16 protein-coding genes and 1 tRNA gene are annotated in these 16415 nt (G+C 58.6%); 6 read left to right on the top strand and 11 right to left on the bottom strand.

The annotated features are described in order from the left end of the window. Window positions 1–28: 28 nt before the first annotated feature. From J2Y83_RS06875 to J2Y83_RS06860, 4 genes are all read right to left on the bottom strand, one after another. Window positions 29–886: a transporter substrate-binding domain-containing protein gene (locus J2Y83_RS06875; RefSeq protein WP_253394030.1), complete on the bottom strand. Its 858-nt coding sequence runs from the start codon at window positions 884–886 to the stop codon at window positions 29–31. 67 nt (window positions 887–953) lie between these two features. Next, window positions 954–1928 carry an agmatinase gene (gene speB, locus J2Y83_RS06870; protein WP_253394029.1) on the bottom strand — a complete coding sequence of 325 codons (975 nt, stop codon included), beginning with the start codon at window positions 1926–1928 and terminating at the stop codon, window positions 954–956. Window positions 1929–2443: 515 nt separating this feature from the next. After that, window positions 2444–3217: an SDR family oxidoreductase gene (locus J2Y83_RS06865; protein WP_253394028.1), complete on the bottom strand. Its 774-nt coding sequence runs from the start codon at window positions 3215–3217 to the stop codon at window positions 2444–2446. A 16-nt stretch (window positions 3218–3233) separates the two neighbouring features. Continuing rightward, window positions 3234–3971, bottom strand: a complete 738-nt coding sequence (locus J2Y83_RS06860) for a sulfite exporter TauE/SafE family protein (RefSeq protein WP_253394026.1) — start codon at window positions 3969–3971, stop codon at window positions 3234–3236. Window positions 3972–4190: 219 nt separating this feature from the next. On the opposite strand from J2Y83_RS06860, the gene J2Y83_RS06855 reads away from it, so the two are divergent. Beyond that, the gene (locus J2Y83_RS06855) at window positions 4191–5501 is read left to right on the top strand and encodes an aminotransferase class III-fold pyridoxal phosphate-dependent enzyme (protein WP_253394024.1); all 1311 of its coding nucleotides are present in this window, start codon (window positions 4191–4193) and stop codon (window positions 5499–5501) included. An 81-nt stretch (window positions 5502–5582) separates the two neighbouring features. Here J2Y83_RS06855 and J2Y83_RS06850 read toward each other — a convergent pair whose 3' ends face one another. Then, window positions 5583–7094, bottom strand: coding sequence for a PLP-dependent aminotransferase family protein (locus tag J2Y83_RS06850; RefSeq protein WP_253394021.1), 1512 nt, complete (start codon window positions 7092–7094; stop codon window positions 5583–5585). A 181-nt stretch (window positions 7095–7275) separates the two neighbouring features. On the opposite strand from J2Y83_RS06850, the gene tauA reads away from it, so the two are divergent. The 3 genes from tauA (at window position 7276) to J2Y83_RS06835 (ending at window position 10061) form a co-directional block, all read left to right on the top strand. Further along, window positions 7276–8283: a taurine ABC transporter substrate-binding protein gene (gene tauA / locus J2Y83_RS06845; RefSeq protein ID WP_253394020.1), complete on the top strand. Its 1008-nt coding sequence runs from the start codon at window positions 7276–7278 to the stop codon at window positions 8281–8283. Between the two features lie 72 nt (window positions 8284–8355). Beyond that, a complete protein-coding gene (locus J2Y83_RS06840; protein ID WP_253394019.1) occupies window positions 8356–9195 on the top strand; it encodes a taurine ABC transporter ATP-binding protein in 840 nt (279 codons plus the stop codon). Continuing rightward, window positions 9192–10061, top strand: a complete 870-nt coding sequence (locus J2Y83_RS06835) for an ABC transporter permease subunit (protein ID WP_253394018.1) — start codon at window positions 9192–9194, stop codon at window positions 10059–10061. The genes J2Y83_RS06840 and J2Y83_RS06835 overlap by 4 nt, the downstream gene beginning before the upstream one ends. Before the next feature lie 228 nt (window positions 10062–10289). On the opposite strand, the gene J2Y83_RS06830 is transcribed toward J2Y83_RS06835, so the two are convergent. From J2Y83_RS06830 to dapA, 5 genes are all read right to left on the bottom strand, one after another. Next, window positions 10290–10379, bottom strand: a tRNA-Ser gene (locus tag J2Y83_RS06830). Window positions 10380–10462: 83 nt separating this feature from the next. Beyond that, window positions 10463–11176 carry a phosphoribosylaminoimidazolesuccinocarboxamide synthase gene (purC, locus tag J2Y83_RS06825; RefSeq protein ID WP_253394017.1) on the bottom strand — a complete coding sequence of 238 codons (714 nt, stop codon included), beginning with the start codon at window positions 11174–11176 and terminating at the stop codon, window positions 10463–10465. A 27-nt stretch (window positions 11177–11203) separates the two neighbouring features. Continuing rightward, on the bottom strand, window positions 11204–11962 hold the full coding sequence (locus J2Y83_RS06820) for an MBL fold metallo-hydrolase (RefSeq protein ID WP_253394016.1): 759 nt from the start codon (window positions 11960–11962) through the stop codon (window positions 11204–11206). A gap of 4 nt (window positions 11963–11966) precedes the next feature. Continuing rightward, window positions 11967–13082: an outer membrane protein assembly factor BamC gene (gene bamC, locus J2Y83_RS06815; protein ID WP_253394015.1), complete on the bottom strand. Its 1116-nt coding sequence runs from the start codon at window positions 13080–13082 to the stop codon at window positions 11967–11969. Window positions 13083–13099: 17 nt separating this feature from the next. Next, entirely contained in the window at window positions 13100–13978 is an 879-nt protein-coding gene (dapA, locus tag J2Y83_RS06810; protein ID WP_247400446.1) for a 4-hydroxy-tetrahydrodipicolinate synthase, read from the bottom strand. A gap of 273 nt (window positions 13979–14251) precedes the next feature. On the opposite strand from dapA, the gene J2Y83_RS06805 reads away from it, so the two are divergent. Together J2Y83_RS06805 and J2Y83_RS06800 are read left to right on the top strand one after the other, a co-directional pair. After that, entirely contained in the window at window positions 14252–14812 is a 561-nt protein-coding gene (locus tag J2Y83_RS06805) for a glycine cleavage system protein R (protein ID WP_247400444.1), read from the top strand. A 10-nt stretch (window positions 14813–14822) separates the two neighbouring features. Further along, window positions 14823–15296, top strand: a complete 474-nt coding sequence (locus tag J2Y83_RS06800; protein WP_253394013.1) for a peroxiredoxin — start codon at window positions 14823–14825, stop codon at window positions 15294–15296. A 38-nt stretch (window positions 15297–15334) separates the two neighbouring features. Here J2Y83_RS06800 and J2Y83_RS06795 read toward each other — a convergent pair whose 3' ends face one another. Beyond that, on the bottom strand, window positions 15335–16405 hold the full coding sequence (locus J2Y83_RS06795; protein WP_253394011.1) for an AI-2E family transporter: 1071 nt from the start codon (window positions 16403–16405) through the stop codon (window positions 15335–15337). Window positions 16406–16415 lie beyond the last annotated feature (10 nt).

Genomic DNA, 16415 nt, shown 5'->3' with positions numbered 1-16415 from the left:
CGGCTACCTGATGATATGGGCTATGGACTCAGGGCGTCACGCTGGACGGAATGTCCATGGTGCTACCGAACCACTTCGTTTGCAGTTGCTTGAGGGTGCCATCTGCCGATGCGCGAGCAATGCCGTCGTTGAACAACTTGACCAGGGTTTCACTGTCGGCATCCTTTCGGGCCGCCCAGGCGAAGTAGCTTTGTTCACCTATTGAACCCGGGAGCACCTTGAATAGGCCTGGGCGCGATTTGAGCAGTGGGCCGAGGTTGGCCACCGATTGCGCCACTGCGTCGAGTCGCCCTGAGCCAAGGTCGGCATAAGCCTCGTCGAAGCTGACGTATTGTTTGATGGCTTTAAAGCCAGGCTTGCCGCTGTCCTTCAGTTGCTTGTCGAGTGCGACCAAGGCTTGCAGCTGTACCGAGCCGGTTTGCGAACCAACGGTTTTGTTGTCAAGGTCGACGGCAGCATTAAGCGTGCTGTCTCGTTCTTTGACTAGTAACCCGGTCATGGAAATGGCCACTGGCGAGGTAAACGAAAAGTGGCTGGCGCGTTCTTTATTGATGGTGATGGCGGTCACCACGATATCGAACGCCTTGGTGTCCAGGCCGGGCAGCAAGCCCTGAAATGGTAGGTCCAATTGCTTAACTTTGACATCCGGGATCTGTGCCATGACGGCGCGCATCAAGTCGGCGTCGTAGCCGACGATTTTACCGTTTTCGATATATTCGAACGGGGCGTAACGAGCTTCGGTGGCGATCACTATTTCTTTCTTGGCCTTGATGCGCTCAAGCAGATCGGGCGTTTGTGCATAGCTTTGGGTGCAGAGGCCAAGGCCAATGGCGCCCATCAAGGAAAGTGCCGTGAAGCGTAGGAAAGTTTTCATAAAAAGCTCCATGGGTGATGTAAAACGCTCATTGATAACGTCATCGAACTCAATGCCTCAGGCTGTGCCTGAGCTCCGTTTAGCGCGCATTCCGAGTGGCAAGACTGTCAGCCAGTACGCACAAAATTTCGAATAGCAACGTGGATGCGACCAGGGCGGTATTGCCGCTGGCGTCGAACGGTGGGGAGACCTCGACAACGTCGCCTCCGATCAGGTTCAAGCCCCTGAGCCCGCGAATAAGGTGTTGTGCTTCCAGAGTTGTAAGCCCTCCAATTTCGGGGGTACCTGTACCTGGGGCGTACACTGGGTCCAAGGCGTCGACATCGAATGACACATAGGTCTGACCGTCGCCGACGACTCTTCGGGCCTCTTTGATAACGTTCTCGACGCCCATGGTCTGGAACTCGTCGATGTCGATGATCCGGATACCTTGCCGGGCGCCCCAGTCGTTATCGGCGTCGCTGTACAGGGCCCCGCGAATACCGATTTGCACCGTTCGCTTAGGGTCCAGCAGGCCTTCTTCGATTGCTCTTCTGAACGGCGTTCCATGGGTGTATTTGCAGTCGCCGAAATAGCGATCCCAGGTATCGGTGTGGGCATCGAAATGCACCATGCCAATGGGGCCGTCCTTGGCTAGGGCCCGCATGATTGGCAAGGTGACAAGGTGGTCGCCACCTACGGACAGCGGCGCAATGCCGGCTTGCACGACCTGGTCGTAGAAACCGGCAATGCGATTAAGTGAGTCCACCAGGTCAATCGGGTTGACCGGCGTGTCACCCAAGTCAGCACAGGCACACAGCGAGAACGGGTTGATGCCGCTGGCCCGGTTGATATTGCGCACCATGGTAGAAATGTCCCGGACTTGCCTTGGGCCATGTCGAGCACCGGGCCGGTTGGTGGTTCCGCCATCCCACGGCACGCCGATTAAACCGATGTCGACTTCATGGATACGAGGGTCTGTCAGCTCTGTATAGGGTAAGCGCATCAATGTGGCGATGCCGGCATAGCGGGGGATCACAGTCCCGGTTGCAGGTGCAAATGGCTTTTCTTGCATGGAAATTCCTAGGCGATGTGTTCAAGTGCTGAGGGAGCCGGTGCCTCGCTCCTGGTGAGCAACAATGCAAGTTGTCGACCAATGCGTGGTGCCAGATTAGAGTTTCGATAGAGCCAGTGTGTGGGCCTGCGGTACCGTGGGTTTGGCGTAGATGAGTTAATGACTCCCGATGTGTAGGCCCGTGGAGCTCATGTTTACGCGCCCGTTCAAGGGTGGTGCTAGAGGGCCGACGCACCGATACGATGCATAAACGAGTGCATCAGGCGGCGTGCCCCGAAAGGGCGGATTCGTCATGACCCTGCCCGCCCCTTCAGGCCCATGCCTGCCAGGTATTTGTAGCCGGGTGAGACGGACCGCGCGATCCGGTGACAGGCTCAGGAATAGCCGTTGCACACGCTAGCGATCAGTGCTTGGAGTGTCTAAAGCGCACGTACTCTAGAGTCGCTGAAGGGGATCTGAAATTTCCCGGAATGCTTCATTGACATCCCTAAACCCTTAGCTTCGTTGATCCACACTTACGCGCCATTTGACGAGCCCCGCGTGATCGCAAAATTGTTCCAGGATTGGGTGATAGGCATCAATTCCAGGCTATTAATGTTGATGTGGGCAGGCTGGCTGAGGACCCAGAAGATAGTTTCGGCGATGTCCTTTGGCTGGATCGGATTGGCGCCTGCATACACCGCATCGCATTTCGACTGATCGCCCGAGAAGCGCACCAGGGAGAATTCGCTCTCGCACAGGCCCGGCTCGAGGTTGGTCACCCGGACGCCTGTGCCTTGCAGGTCGCAGCGCAAGTTAAGCGAGAACTGACGGACAAATGCCTTACTGGCGCCATATACATGGCTGCCAGGGTACGGCCAGTTGCCGGCTATTGAACCTAGATTGACGATGCTGGCGCCCGCGCCATGGGCGATCAATCGCGGTAGCAGCAGACGTGTCGAATACAGCAGGCCTTTGATGTTGGTGTCGACCATGATGTCCCAGTCATCCAGATCGCAGTCCTGCGTCGGCGAGGTGCCGAGCGCCAGTCCAGCGTTGTTGATCAATCCGCGAAGCTTACTGAACCCCGGTGGCAAACTGAGGATGGCCTCTTGCATGGCCTGTCGGTCACGCACATCCACCACCAGTGGCAGCACGTCAATCTGTGCCGAGAGTTCATCCGCTAACGCCGTCAGACGATCTTCGCGGCGACCGGTCAGGATCAGCGACCAGCCTGCTGCGGCAAAACGTCGTGCACAAGCCTCGCCAAAACCGGATGTGGCGCCAGTGATAAAAAGTGTCGGGGTCATTGGGACTTCCTTTGATTCAGGACCATACATGACCGAGCAAACCGAAGCCTGCCAGCGCCAGCAACAGCCATTGAGTAAAACGTGCCGCCGCTTCGGCACGTATGCAGATGAACAACTGTTGGCCGATCCACAGGCCAACCAGCAAGGCAGGCATCAGGTACAAAACGTGAGTTTGTGTCTGGTTAGGGATCGCCCCGGCCAGTCCCAGCCCCAAAATCGCTGCCAGGTCCACGACGAAAAAAAACAGGATAAGGGTGGCGCGCAAGGCCACAGCGCTCAGCCCGATATGACTGAGCCAAGCCACAACCAGCGGACCGCCGATGGAAAACGCCGCGATCAACGCGCCACTACTGGCACCGACCATCCAGCCGCCTACTTGTCCTTTGCCCATTGGCAGCGTGACCCGGACCAGTCCGAGTAACGCCAGCAGCCCGACGAGTAAATAGACGCCAATGCTCAACCAGTCGCTGTTCATTCCGGTCAGCAACCAGATGCCGCAGGGCACACCGCAAGCGGCGGCAATCAGCAAGCGCTTGAGTTGCGGGTAGTCGGCTTGTGGCACGGCACCGCGCAAGAGCATCAGACTCGACAAGACTTCCAGACACAGCACCAGCGGTACGGCCTGATTCAGAGGGCCGAGCATTGCCAGACCGACAACGGCGATGGCGGCAAAGCCGAATCCGGTGAGGCCGCGAATGACTGCCGCGACCAGTACACACAGCACGTTAAGGACAAAGCTCAGTTCAGGATTCAAGGCCGGCTTCCCCAGTAGAATGACGCCACTCTATTCAAGCGCCAGGTCTCACTTTAGATCCAGACAGGCATTTCGATGGAGCCAGAGTGGCGTATAGACCTAGCACTGCGCCCCATCCTGGCTCCATAAAATCCCCCATCTGGATCTAAGGCCTGAAGACGTGCATGGCTAGGCTGATGACCATCGGCCTTTACCGTGTCCACCTTCAGGAGTGAACCCATGACAACGAATCTTGATCATCAATGGATGCCTTTCACTGACAACCGTGAGTTTCAGCGTGCGCCGCAGCTGTTTGTTCGGGCCGAGGGACTGAGCTACTGGACCGCCGATGGTCGCGAACTACTGGATGGCAGTTCAGGTCTTTTTTGCAGCGCAGCGGGGCATGGTCGTTCGGAAATCGCCGAGGCCGTGTCGAAACAATTGATGACCCTAGACTTCACCCCTCATTTTCAGCGCGGTTCGCCGCTTTCGTTCGAACTGGCCGAGCGACTGAGCGAATTGCTGCCTGAAGGCCTGAACAAGCTGTTCTTCACCAACTCAGGTTCCGAATCAGTGGACAGCGCGATGAAGATTGCCCTGGCCTATCATCGCGCTCGCGGCGAGGGGCAGCGCACACGATTTGTGTCTCGTGAGTGGGCGTATCACGGTGTCAACTTTGGCGGCGTGGCCTTGTCCGGAATGATGCGCAACCGTCAGGCCTTCGCGGCGGGCGGACTGCCTCATGTTAGCCACATGCGGCACACTTGGCAGGAAGAGCAGCGCTTTCAACTGGGCGAGCCAAACAGCGACATTGATCTGGCCAGCGATCTGGAGCGCATCATCGCCACCCACGGTGCCGACAGTATCGCGGCTTGTTTCGTCGAACCGATTGCCGGCTCCATTGGCGTTTACGTGCCGCCAGCCGGTTACCTGAAGCGTCTGCGGGACATCTGCGACAAGCACGGTATTCTGCTGGTGTTCGACGAGGTCATCACTGGGATCGGTCGAACGGGTAAGGCGTTCGCCGCGCAGAGCTTCAACGTGAAGCCAGACATCATCACCATGGCCAAGGCTCTCACCAACGGTGCGATTCCGATGGGAGCGGTGGCAGTGGATCAGGCAATTTTTGACACCGTCGTCGGCGCCAGCAAAGGCTCTGGACCAGAGTTCTTCCATGGCTACACTTACTCGGGGCATCCCGTGGCGTGTGCGGCAGCGCTGGCTTCGCTGGACATCTACCGCAATGAAGGCCTGTTCGCCAAAGGCGAGAAACTGTCGCCATACTTCCTTGAATGCGTGAGTGGTTTGCGCGGTCTGCCGCAGGTCAGCGACCTGCGTGGTTACGGCATGCTCAGCGGTATTCAGCTGACCCCGGGAGAAGCACCAGGAGCGAAAGGAAACCGCGTGCAACGAGCCTTATATGAAGCAGGCCTACACGTAAAAACCACTGGGGACGCGATCATCTTCGCCCCAGCATTGGTGGCTGAGCGGCAGCATGTGGATGCGATGATTGAGATCCTCAAGAGCACGTTGGGTCAGGAGAATCTGTAACGTCTGATCGGGTCCCAAAGCGGTGTAACTGCCGAAGGCTGCAATCTGCTCTGATGGACAGTCTCAGCCTTTTGGCAGTGTTTACAGGCTCGCGGTGGACTCAACCTGCAAGCTGCATTTCATCTCTCGCCAAGCATCTCCCAGCGCGGTAATCCCCGGCTCGATCAACTCCTCTGCAATCGCCCCAAACCCCAGCCTGAAATGGTATTGCGGGCGTTCACTTCCCAAAAAATGGATATCCCCCGGCTCGATCAAAACGCCGCGCTTGGCCACCAAACGCTGTAATACCCACGCATCCAGTTCCGCTGGGCAGGTCACCCACATAGACGAACCGCCGGCCATGCCGCTTGCGTGACAATCGGGCAAATGCTCGGCCAATGCACGGCTGATCAATAGCCACTTGCGAGCCAAACGATCCCGCTGGCGGCGGGCATGGGCGTCGTAGTGTCCCATCGACAGAAACAGCGCCAGCGTGCGCTGATTGTTGGAGGGGGGATGACGGTAGATGTAACGCCGTAACGCCCGCAGTTCGTGAATCAACTCCGGATCTGCGGCAATAAATCCCAGGCGCAGCCCAGGCAGCAAGTTTTTGGTCAGACTGCCTAGATAGATCACTCGACCGCTGTCATCGAAACTTTTTAACGAGGGATGGTTGCTTCCCAGATAGTTTTGCTCGCTTTCGTAATCGTCCTCGATCACCAGGAAATCACGCTCTCGGGCGCTGGCCAGCAATTCCAAACGACGATACACCGGCATCGTCACGCCCGTGGGCGATTGGTGGCTGGGCGTGCAAAACAACATTTCACAGCCATCAAGTTGCTCGTCCACTACGAGACCTTGGCCGTCGATGCGCAAGGGTCTTAACTCACAACCAATCAAGCCGAAAATATTGCGAGCGTCTACGTAGCCTGGATCTTCCAGGCCCATGATCAGCCCCGGTCGTCCCAGCAGTTGTGCAAGCATGTACAGCGAGTTTTGTGTTCCGATGGTCACCAGAATCTCTTCCGGCCTGGCCTTTATTCCGCGCTTGGGCAGCACACGTTGAATGATCTGTTCCACCAACAACGGATCATCCAGCGTCACCTGATCGTCGACCCAAGAACGCATGTGCGCGCCCATGGCCGCGATGCGCGCACAGTCACGCCAGCGCGCTACAGTTTGCTCGTCTGCTTCAATCTGCCCATATATAAATGGGTAACGGTACTCACGCCAATTGCGCGGTTTGACGATCGCACGCATCTGCGCCGATTCGGTTTGCATGCGACTTCCCCAGTCCGGCGCGTGGTCCGGCCGGTCGAACAGTTTCTGAGTGGAAGGACGCAGACTGATGTTCAGTTGCTGGCGCAGGAATTTCTCGTTGATGAAGTAACCCCGTCGGTCGGATGGAGTCAGATAACCGTCCTGCGCCAGTTGCTCGTAAACGAGAACCACGGTGTTGCGCGAGACCTTCAGCAGTTGGCTGAGCTTGCGCGATGACGGCATCGCCTCGCTGGGCGGCATCGCGCCATCAAGGATCGCGTTGAGCAGCCGCTCGCGCAATTGTTCCTGCAAGCCCCTACCTGCTTCGAACGGATGAAAATAGCGCTCCAACATAGCCCAAACTCCCGCTTTGGCGCCCCCTAATGACGCACCAAAAACGCTACAGGCCTTATTGTACAAGGGGTGTGAAACCCGCTGGCACTAAAGGCCGTAGCAACTGGATCTAAAGCAAGCTTCGAGCCGGCACTAAGATCGCATGAACTTTAAACATGTCATCCCACCCTGGAGTTCCACCATGCTCAAGCCCCTGCATAAATGGATTCGCCGATCACTCCTGTTGCCGCTGACTATTGGCTTCGCCGCCACCGTTAATGCCCAAACCGTTACCATCGGCGTGCAGAGCATGTTTGCGCCGTGGAAGAACGCTATAGCCGAGAAGGAATTCGAGAAAGCTACCGGCTGGGATATCCAGTGGCGCAACTTCGACAGCGGCGGCGATGTGATGCTGGCGATGGCCTCCGGTGACGTGCAGATCGGGGTGGCGGGCAGTAGCCCGATCGCCGCAGCGGTCAGCCGTGGCGTCGACGCGCAGTTGTTCTGGATTCTCGACAACATTGCCAGCGCTGAAGCATTGGTAGTACGCAATGGCAGCGGCATCGTCGCACCGCAGGACTTGGTAGGTAAAACCCTCGCGGTGCCGTTCGTGTCCACGACGCATTTTCATGCCTTGTTTGCCCTCGAGCAGTTTGGCCTGACCGGTAAGGTCAAGGTTATCAATCTGCAACCCTCGGACATTCCGGCGGCGTGGGAGCGTGGCGACATTGACGCTGCCTTTATCTGGGACCCGGCGCTGGGTCGACTGAAACAGAGCGGTCACGTGTTACTAACCTCGGGCGAACTGACCAACTGGGGCAAAGCCACCTTCGACGGCATTGTCGTCGACAAGAAATTTGCGGCCGAAAACAAGGATGGCATGACCTCGTTCACCAAAGTTTTGCAGGCCAGCACGGGCGATTACGTCAAGGCTCCGGCCACCTGGACGGCCAGCTCGCCGCAAGTGATCAATATCGCCAAACAGTCTGGCGCCAAGCCTGATGAAGTTCCGCTGGTGCTGGCGCTGTATCAGTTCCCGCTTGCGTCCGAACAGGCCAGCAACAAGTGGCTGGGCAACGGTAAAGACAGCGGCGCAGCCAAGGCGCTGGCAGCAACGGCGGAGTTCCTCAAAACGCAGAAAAAAATCTCGGCTGTGCTGCCGGACTACAGCGTCGCCATCATCCCCGACTTTGTTCAAGCCGCCGAGTAGTCCGACGCAACCCCTGCATCGTCCGACCCGCCAATGATCGGACGATGCCGACCCCAGCATGAGGAAACTGCCATGACCCTGAGCCTCAAAATCCACGATGTCTCGGTGCTCTATCCGGGGCAACAGAAAGGCCAACAGGTCAGCGCCCTGGCCGGAGTTAACCTGAACATTGCCGCCGGTGATTTTGTCGTTGCGCTGGGCGCATCAGGGTGTGGAAAAACCACGCTGCTAAATTTGATGGCGGGGTTCATCCAGCCCAGTAGCGGCCTTATCACCTTGGGCGACTATCAAGGACAGGTGCCAGAAAAGTACGGCGCAGGCGCAGAGTTGCGCGATCAAGTCTCCGGCCCCGGTGCCGAGCGTGGGGTGGTGTTCCAGAAGCATGCGCTGTTGCCGTGGCTAAATGTGCTCGACAACGTCGCTTTTGGCCTGAAGCTGCGCGGCGTGTCAAAGATCGAGCGTGAAGAGCGGGCCATGTATTTTCTTGAGCTGACCGGGCTGGCGGATTTTAGCGGGCATGCGATCTATCAGTTGTCCGGTGGCATGCAACAACGGGTTGGCATCGCTCGCGCGCTGACCAACGATCCACAAATGCTGCTGCTTGACGAACCGCTAGGCGCGCTCGACGCACTGACTCGCGAGCGCTTACAGGAGCTGATTCTCGACATCTGGCACAGCACGCAAAAAATGATGTTTTTCATCACCCACGATGTCGAGGAAGCGCTGTTCATGGCTACCCGACTGATCATTATGTCGCCGCGTCCCGGCCGTATCACCCACGAATTCCCGGTGGACTTCGGTAAGCAGTTCCTCGCATGTCGCAACGCTCGATCAGTAAAGTCCAGCCCGGACTTCATCGCGCTGCGCGAGCAAATTCTGAGCATCATTCATGGTGACGAGGTGGCCGCATGAGCCTGCTCGATGAAAAACAACGCCGCGCGGTAATACGCACCTGGAACGAGCTGCGTCGCGCAGCTCCTGCCAAGCCCGGCGAGCAATATGGCGCGCCAGGTAACGGCTCGAGTCTGACATTGAGCCTGGCAACCATCTGCGTAGTGTTTTGCACATGGTACATCGCCACCAACGGCGGCTGGGTTAAACCGCTGTTCCTACCATCGCCACAGGCTGTGTGGGCGCAATTGATAGATGTGTTTCAGGAAGGCTTTGCCGACGCCACCTTGCTCAAGCACATTGGCTGGAGCGCCTTGCGGGTGTTTGGTGCGTTTGTGCTGGCTGTGCTAACCGCTATTCCAGTCGGCATCCTGATGGGAGTCAATCGTGTGGCTCGCGGGATCTTCGATCCGCTGGTTGAGTTCTATCGTCCACTGCCACCGCTGGCTTATTTGCCATTGGTGGTCATCTGGATGGGCATCGGCGAGGGCTCAAAAATTCTGCTGATCTATCTCGCCATGTTCGCTCCGCTAGCCCTGAGTGCGCGGGCTGGTGTGAAGTCTGTGGCCATCGAACAGATTCACGCAGCGTACTCCATGGGTGCCAGTCGCGCCCAGGTACTCAAGCACGTGATCATGCCAGCGGCGTTGCCTGAAGTGCTAACGGGGATGCGCATCGCCATCGGCTTTGGATGGACTACTCTGGTTGCCGCTGAAATGGTTGCCGCCACCGCCGGCTTGGGTTTTATGGTGCTGACCGCTTCCAAGTTCATGGCCACCGACGTGGTAATCATGGGCATTCTGGTAATTGGCGCCATGGCACTGCTGTTCGACCTAGGTATGCGCTGGCTCGAACGCAAGCTGGTACCCTGGAAAGGCAAGGTTTAGTCGTTGGTGGTTGGCGGTAGGCCAACGAACGAGCAGCTTCGGGATTTATGGCAAATCAGATCGTGCCCGGTCTCTGTCCCTAAAGCGTTTGCTGCGAACGCCTGCTATTGGCTGACTCTCTTGAAAAGATCAGAGGGGGTAGGTAAGCATGGAAAGCTCGCACTCTGCTCGACAGTCACCACAAAAAAGCCCCGTAGCTTGTTCAGCTACGGGGCTTTTTCTATGTAATGGCGGAGAGATAGGGATTCGAACCCTAGGTACCGGTGAAGGTACAACGGATTTCGAATCCGTCCCATTCGGCCACTCTGGCATCTCTCCAACGGCGCGCATCATAACAGCCCATCTCAGGAAAGCAAAGCGCAGAAGCGATTTTTTTCCGTGCTATCAGATGCTTGCGTCGATTACAGCGGTACGCCGAGGCGCTTGGCGACTTCTTCGTAGGCTTCGATCACATCACCGAGGCCTTGGCGGAAGCGGTCTTTGTCCATCTTCTTCTTGGTGTCCTTGTCCCACAGGCGGCAGCCGTCCGGGCTGAATTCGTCGCCCAGGACGATGGAGCCATCGTGGAACACGCCGAATTCAAGCTTGAAGTCGACCAGCAAGAGGCCGGCGTCGTCGAACAGTTTGCTCAGGACGTCGTTGACCTTGAGGGACAATTCCTTCATGCGCGCCAGTTGCTCGGCGGTGCCCCAGCCGAACGCCACAACGTGGGATTCGTTGATGAACGGGTCGCCCTTGGCGTCGTCCTTGAGGAACAATTCGAAGGTGTAAGGGTTGAGCTTGATGCCCTCTTCCACGCCCAGGCGCTTGACCAGGCTGCCGGCGGCGTAGTTACGCACGACGCATTCAACCGGGATCATGTCCAGCTTCTTGACCAGGCACTCGTTGTCGCTCAGCAGTTTGTCGAATTGGGTCGGAATGCCGGCCGCTTCGAGTTTCTGCATGATGAACGCGTTGAACTTGTTGTTCACCATGCCCTTGCGATCAAGTTGTTCGATGCGCTTGCCGTCGAACGCCGAAGTGTCGTTGCGAAACAGCAGGATCAGGCGGTTGGCGTCGTCGGTTTTGTATACCGACTTGGCTTTGCCGCGGTAGAGTTCTTCACGTTTTTCCATGATGGGCTCCGCTTTGAGTGAGGTGGGCTAGGCGATGTGTCGCCAGTCGAGCCCTGAATCTTGATCGGCCAGTTGCAGCCAGTCCGGGTCGCACCCAAGGGTATCGACAAAACATTGCCGGGCCAGCTGCGGCAGGTTGTTCTTGCTGCTCAGATGGGCCAGGACCAGGTGTTGCAGGTCTTGCCAGCCCAACTCATACACCAGGTACGCCGCCTGGTGGTTGTTCAAATGCCCGAGTTCGCCGCCCACCCGTTGCTTGAGAAAGTACGGGTAATGACCGCGAGCCAACAGGTCTCGGCAGTGGTTGGACTCGATCATCAATGCATCGAGATCCCGGTAACCGTCCAGCACCTTGGCGCAGTAGGAACCCAGGTCGGTGAGTACGCCGAAACGTCGCTCACCGCCACTGAATACATACTGCGTCGGCTCCTGGGCGTCATGCGCCACGGCAATCACATCAATGCTCAAGGCACCGATCTGCAGTTGCTCGCCACCGGCCAGGAAGCCTGCGGGTTCAATGGGTTTGCGCATCCCGCGCAAGGTGCCGCGACTCAGGTACACCGGAAGATTGTAGCGCCGAGACAGCAAACCCACGCCATGCACATGGTCTGCATGTTCGTGGGTCACCAGAATCGCGCTCAGCTGCGAGGGGTGAACCCCCAAGCGCAACAGGCGCCGCTCGGTTTCTCTTAACGAGAAACCACAATCCACCAGCACATACGTGTCGTCATGAGCGACCAGCGTGCCGTTCCCTTGGCTACCGCTGCCGAGAACGGCAAAACGCATCGGATCAGCCCAGGTTGTCCTGAATCACGCCCAACACTTTGCGCGCTGTTTCAGCCGGCGCAACGGTGTTGATGTTCTTCTCGACGGTGACTTGCACGCTGTCGCCAACCTTGCTCAAGCGAATCTGATAACGCTCGGCGCGGGTTTCGATCTCTTCCTTGGTCGGGGCGCTGCCGAACAACTTGCTGAAGAAACCTGGCTCGTCGTCTTTCTTCTCGGCTTTTTCCGCCACGTTGATGTAGTACAGGCCCAGGCTGCGGTTGATGTCTTCAACACGCCAAGGGCCTTGTTCCAACGCGCGACCAACACTGGCCCAGGCACGGTCCAGGTCTTCACCCAGGTTCAGCACCACGTTGCCGCTGCCGTCTTCGGTGAGGCTGACGCGGCTCGGGGTGTCGTAATCACGCGCGGCGAGCAGGGAGATGGAACCGCCCTTCTCGGAGATACGGCTCATGCTGGCCAGCATCTCGTCGACCAGTGCGGCATCGACGCCGGTGTTGACCGAGCGATTGGTGAACTCGACGTTGGAGGTGCTGCCGGCAGGACGCTCGGCACTGACCACATAGACTTCACTGGTATTGCGCTGCACACCAGGCTCGATGCGTACACGCACGCGGGCTTCGGCGTCAGCGGCGACACCACCGGACTGCAGGCGCTTGGCCATGCTGGCCGACAGCTCGCTGCCTTGCTGCCACGCTGTAGTGAACTCACCCGTCTGCGGGCGCTGCTCGTCGATACGGAAGCCGTTGTCCTGGAAGAACTGCACCGCCACCGGCCAGACTTCGGCAGGTGGGCGCTGCGCCACGATCCAGCGCGAGTCGCCGCTCTTCTGCAGGCTGTAGTCGCTGGCATCCGCCACGGCCGAGATCGGCTGTGGACGCGGCACCACGTACTCACCTTTGGTGGTGTCGTCGGCGACGTTGCGCGGGATCGGCAGCAACGGATCAAGGCGCTTGGCGACGCTGACGTCCGGCGGCAGTTGCATCGGTTTGGTTGCTTGTGCTTCCAGGTAATCGCTGCCGCGGTCACGGAAGTAGCCTTCCGGGCCCCAGATCCAACCGCAGCCACTGGTGCTGGAGATAATCAAGGCAAGTGCGGAAAGTCCGGCCAATCGCTTCATGCGTAGTGCTTCCTCAATTAAACCAGGACGCCGGACTGGCGCAGGGCCTGTCGCAGCGGTTCGTGACAGGCTTCGCTGAGACGGGTGAGCGGCAGACGGATACCGTCCGGCATCATGCCCATTTCAAACAGCGCCCATTTCACGGGGATAGGGTTGGATTCGATAAACAGTGTCTTGTTGAGCGGCATCAACTTCTCGTGGATCGCACGCGCGGTCACGGCATCGCCGGCGAGGGCGGCGGCGCACATATCACTCATGGCGCGCGGGGCCACGTTGGCGGTCACCGAGATGTTGCCCTTGCCACCCAGCAGGATCAGCTCGACAGCAGTGGCATCGTCACCGGAATACACCAGGAAGTCGCTGCTCACGCCGGCCAGGATGTCCTTGGCGCGTTGCAGGTCGCCGGTGGCTTCCTTGATACCGATGATGTTTGGCACGGTGGACAGGCGGATCACCGTCTCGGCCTTCATGTCGCACGCAGTGCGACCCGGCACGTTGTAGAGGATCTGCGGGATATCGACCGCTTCGGCAATGGTGCGGAAGTGCTGGTACAGGCCTTCCTGGGTCGGTTTGTTGTAGTACGGGGTCACCAGCAGGCAGGCGTCGGCGCCGGCCTTCTTGGCGTTTTTGGTCAGCTCGATCGCTTCGCGCGTCGAGTTGGCGCCCGTACCGGCGATCACGGCGATACGGCCCGCGACACGCTTGACCACGAACTCGATGACCTGGATGTGTTCTTCCACGTCGAGGGTGGCCGACTCACCTGTGGTGCCGACCGCCACAATGGCGTTGGTGCCCTCTTGCAGGTGGAAGTCCACCAGTTTGCCCAGGCTATCCCAGTCGAGACGACCTTGTGCATCCATGGGTGTGACCAGTGCCACCATACTGCCCGCAATCATGCAACCGCTCCTGCCGGAAAAAGAGAGCCGTAATGGTACTGGCGCCAAGATGCTTGTACAAGCGAAGTACCGCCTGAGGACGCGTTCTGGATCAACTAAACGACGGGCAATGCCATCATTGCGTGAAAGTACCGGTCGAGGCGGGGTAAAAACCCGCTGATTACGCAATGAAAACGCCACCTCCTATCCCTTGGCGACGCTTTTCGCTACCCTTCATGCTTTGATCGATACAGCCCTCACCGTATCGACCGCTCATCGTTTTAGGAAGGCTGCATGTCCACCCCCACAGTTCGCGAACAATTCCTTGTTATCAGTGCCCTCGGCGCCAACCCCATGGAGCTGACCAACGTCCTGTGCCGCGCCAGCCATGAAAACCGCTGCGCCGTCGTAACCTCCCGCCTCACGCGCCATGGCGAGTGCAGCGCGCTGGTGCTGCAGATTTCCGGCACCTGGGATGCCTTGGCGCGCCTGGAGACCGGCTTGCCGGGCCTGGCCAAGAAGCACAACTTCACCGTCAATGTGGTACGCAGTGCCGCGCTGGAAAATCGCCCACAGGCCCTGCCTTATGTGGCGTATGTCAGTTCTGCCTACCGCTCGGACATCGTCAACGAGTTGTGCCAGTTCTTTATCGACCAAAACGTCGAACTGGAAAACCTCACCTGCGACACCTACCAGGCCCCGCAAACCGGCGGCACCATGCTCAACGCCACGTTCACCGTGACCTTGCCGGCCGGCGTGCAGATCAGTTGGCTGCGCGATCAGTTCCTGGACTTCGCCGATGCGCTGAACCTCGACGCCCTGATCGAGCCGTGGCGCCCACAGAACCCAATGTAAGGAAGCCCCCATGGCGGTAGTCATCGACAAACCCGTAGCCGATTTCGAAGCCCAGGCCACCAGCGGCCAAACCTTCAGCATCAAAGCCCTCAAGGGCAAGCAAGTGGTGATTTACTTCTACCCGAAGGACAGCACCCCGGGGTGCACCACCGAGGGCCAGGGTTTCCGTGACCAGTACGCGGCGTTCAAGGCCGCCAATACCGAAGTGTTTGGCGTGTCGCGCGACAGCGTGAAGTCCCACGAGAACTTCAAGGCCAAGCAGGCGTTTCCTTTCGAGCTGATCAGCGACAAGGACGAAGCGGTTTGCCAGCTGTTTGACGTGATCAAGCTGAAGAAGCTGTACGGCAAGGAATACCTGGGCGTGGATCGCAGCACCTTCCTGATCGACAAGGATGGCGTGCTGCGCCAGGAATGGCGTGGCGTGAAAGTGCCGGGGCATGTGGACGCGGTGCTGGCGGCAGCCCAAGCGTTGCACAGCGCCTGAGCATTATAGGGAGAGGGCGCACGCGCCCTCTCCTCTCATCAGAGTAAAGGCGCCACCACCGGTTCCTGCCGCGGCCACGCATCCAGCACCGCCTTGAACAGCGTCGCCAGGGGGATCGCAAAGAACACCCCCCAGAATCCCCACAACCCGCCAAACAACAACACCGCGCAGATAATCGCTACCGGATGCAGGTTGACCGCCTCCGAGAACAGCAGCGGCACCAGCACATTGCCGTCCAGGGTCTGGATGATGCCGTACACCGCCATCAGGTAGATGAACTGATCGCTCCAGCCCCACTGGAACAAGGCGATCAACGTGACCGGCACCGTCACCACCACGGCGCCGACATACGGCACCACCACTGAAATACCGACCAACAATGCCAGCAGGGCCGCGTAGTTCAGGTCCAGGGCAATAAAGGCGACGTAGGTAACCCCGCCACAGATGATGATCTCGATGACCTTGCCACGGATGTAGTTGGCGATCTGCCGGTTCATCTCCTCGGCTACCCGGGTGATCAGCGCCCGCTCACGCGGCAGATAGCCACTGACCCAGCGGCCGATCATCGCGCGGTCCTTGAGGAAGAAAAACACCAGGATCGGCACCAGCACCAGATAAATCATGATGTTGACCAGCAACGGCAGGCTGGACAGGGAAAAGGTCAGCGCCCATTGCCCGAACTTTCCGATCTCGCCGCGCGCCACTTCGATGGCTTGCAGTACCTGCTCATCCGACACCAAGTGCGGGTAGCGCTCCGGCAACAGCAGCAACAGCGACTGCCATTTGGCGAGCATGCCGGGCAACTCGTTGAACAAGGTGATCAACTGATGCCATAGCAGCGGCACGACCACCACGATAAACACCAGCAACAGCCCCATGAACAAGGCGAATACCAGCCCCACTGCCGCCGCACCCGGTAAACGCAGACGCTCCAGGGTGGTGACCAGCCCCTGCATCAGGTAGGCCAGCACCATCCCTGCCAGCACCGGGGCAAGCATGCCACCCAGGGTGAGGACGGCGGTAAAGGCCAGGAACAGCAGGACCGCCAGCACCACGGCCTCCTCGTCGGAGAAGTAGCGCTGAATCCAGTCTCGTAACACTTTGAACATCAATCAACCT

The sequence above is a fragment of the Pseudomonas marginalis genome (assembly GCF_024169655.1).
GTDB classification, from domain to species: domain Bacteria; phylum Pseudomonadota; class Gammaproteobacteria; order Pseudomonadales; family Pseudomonadaceae; genus Aquipseudomonas; species Aquipseudomonas paraveronii.
This window is presented reverse-complemented; position numbering and strand designations above follow the sequence as displayed.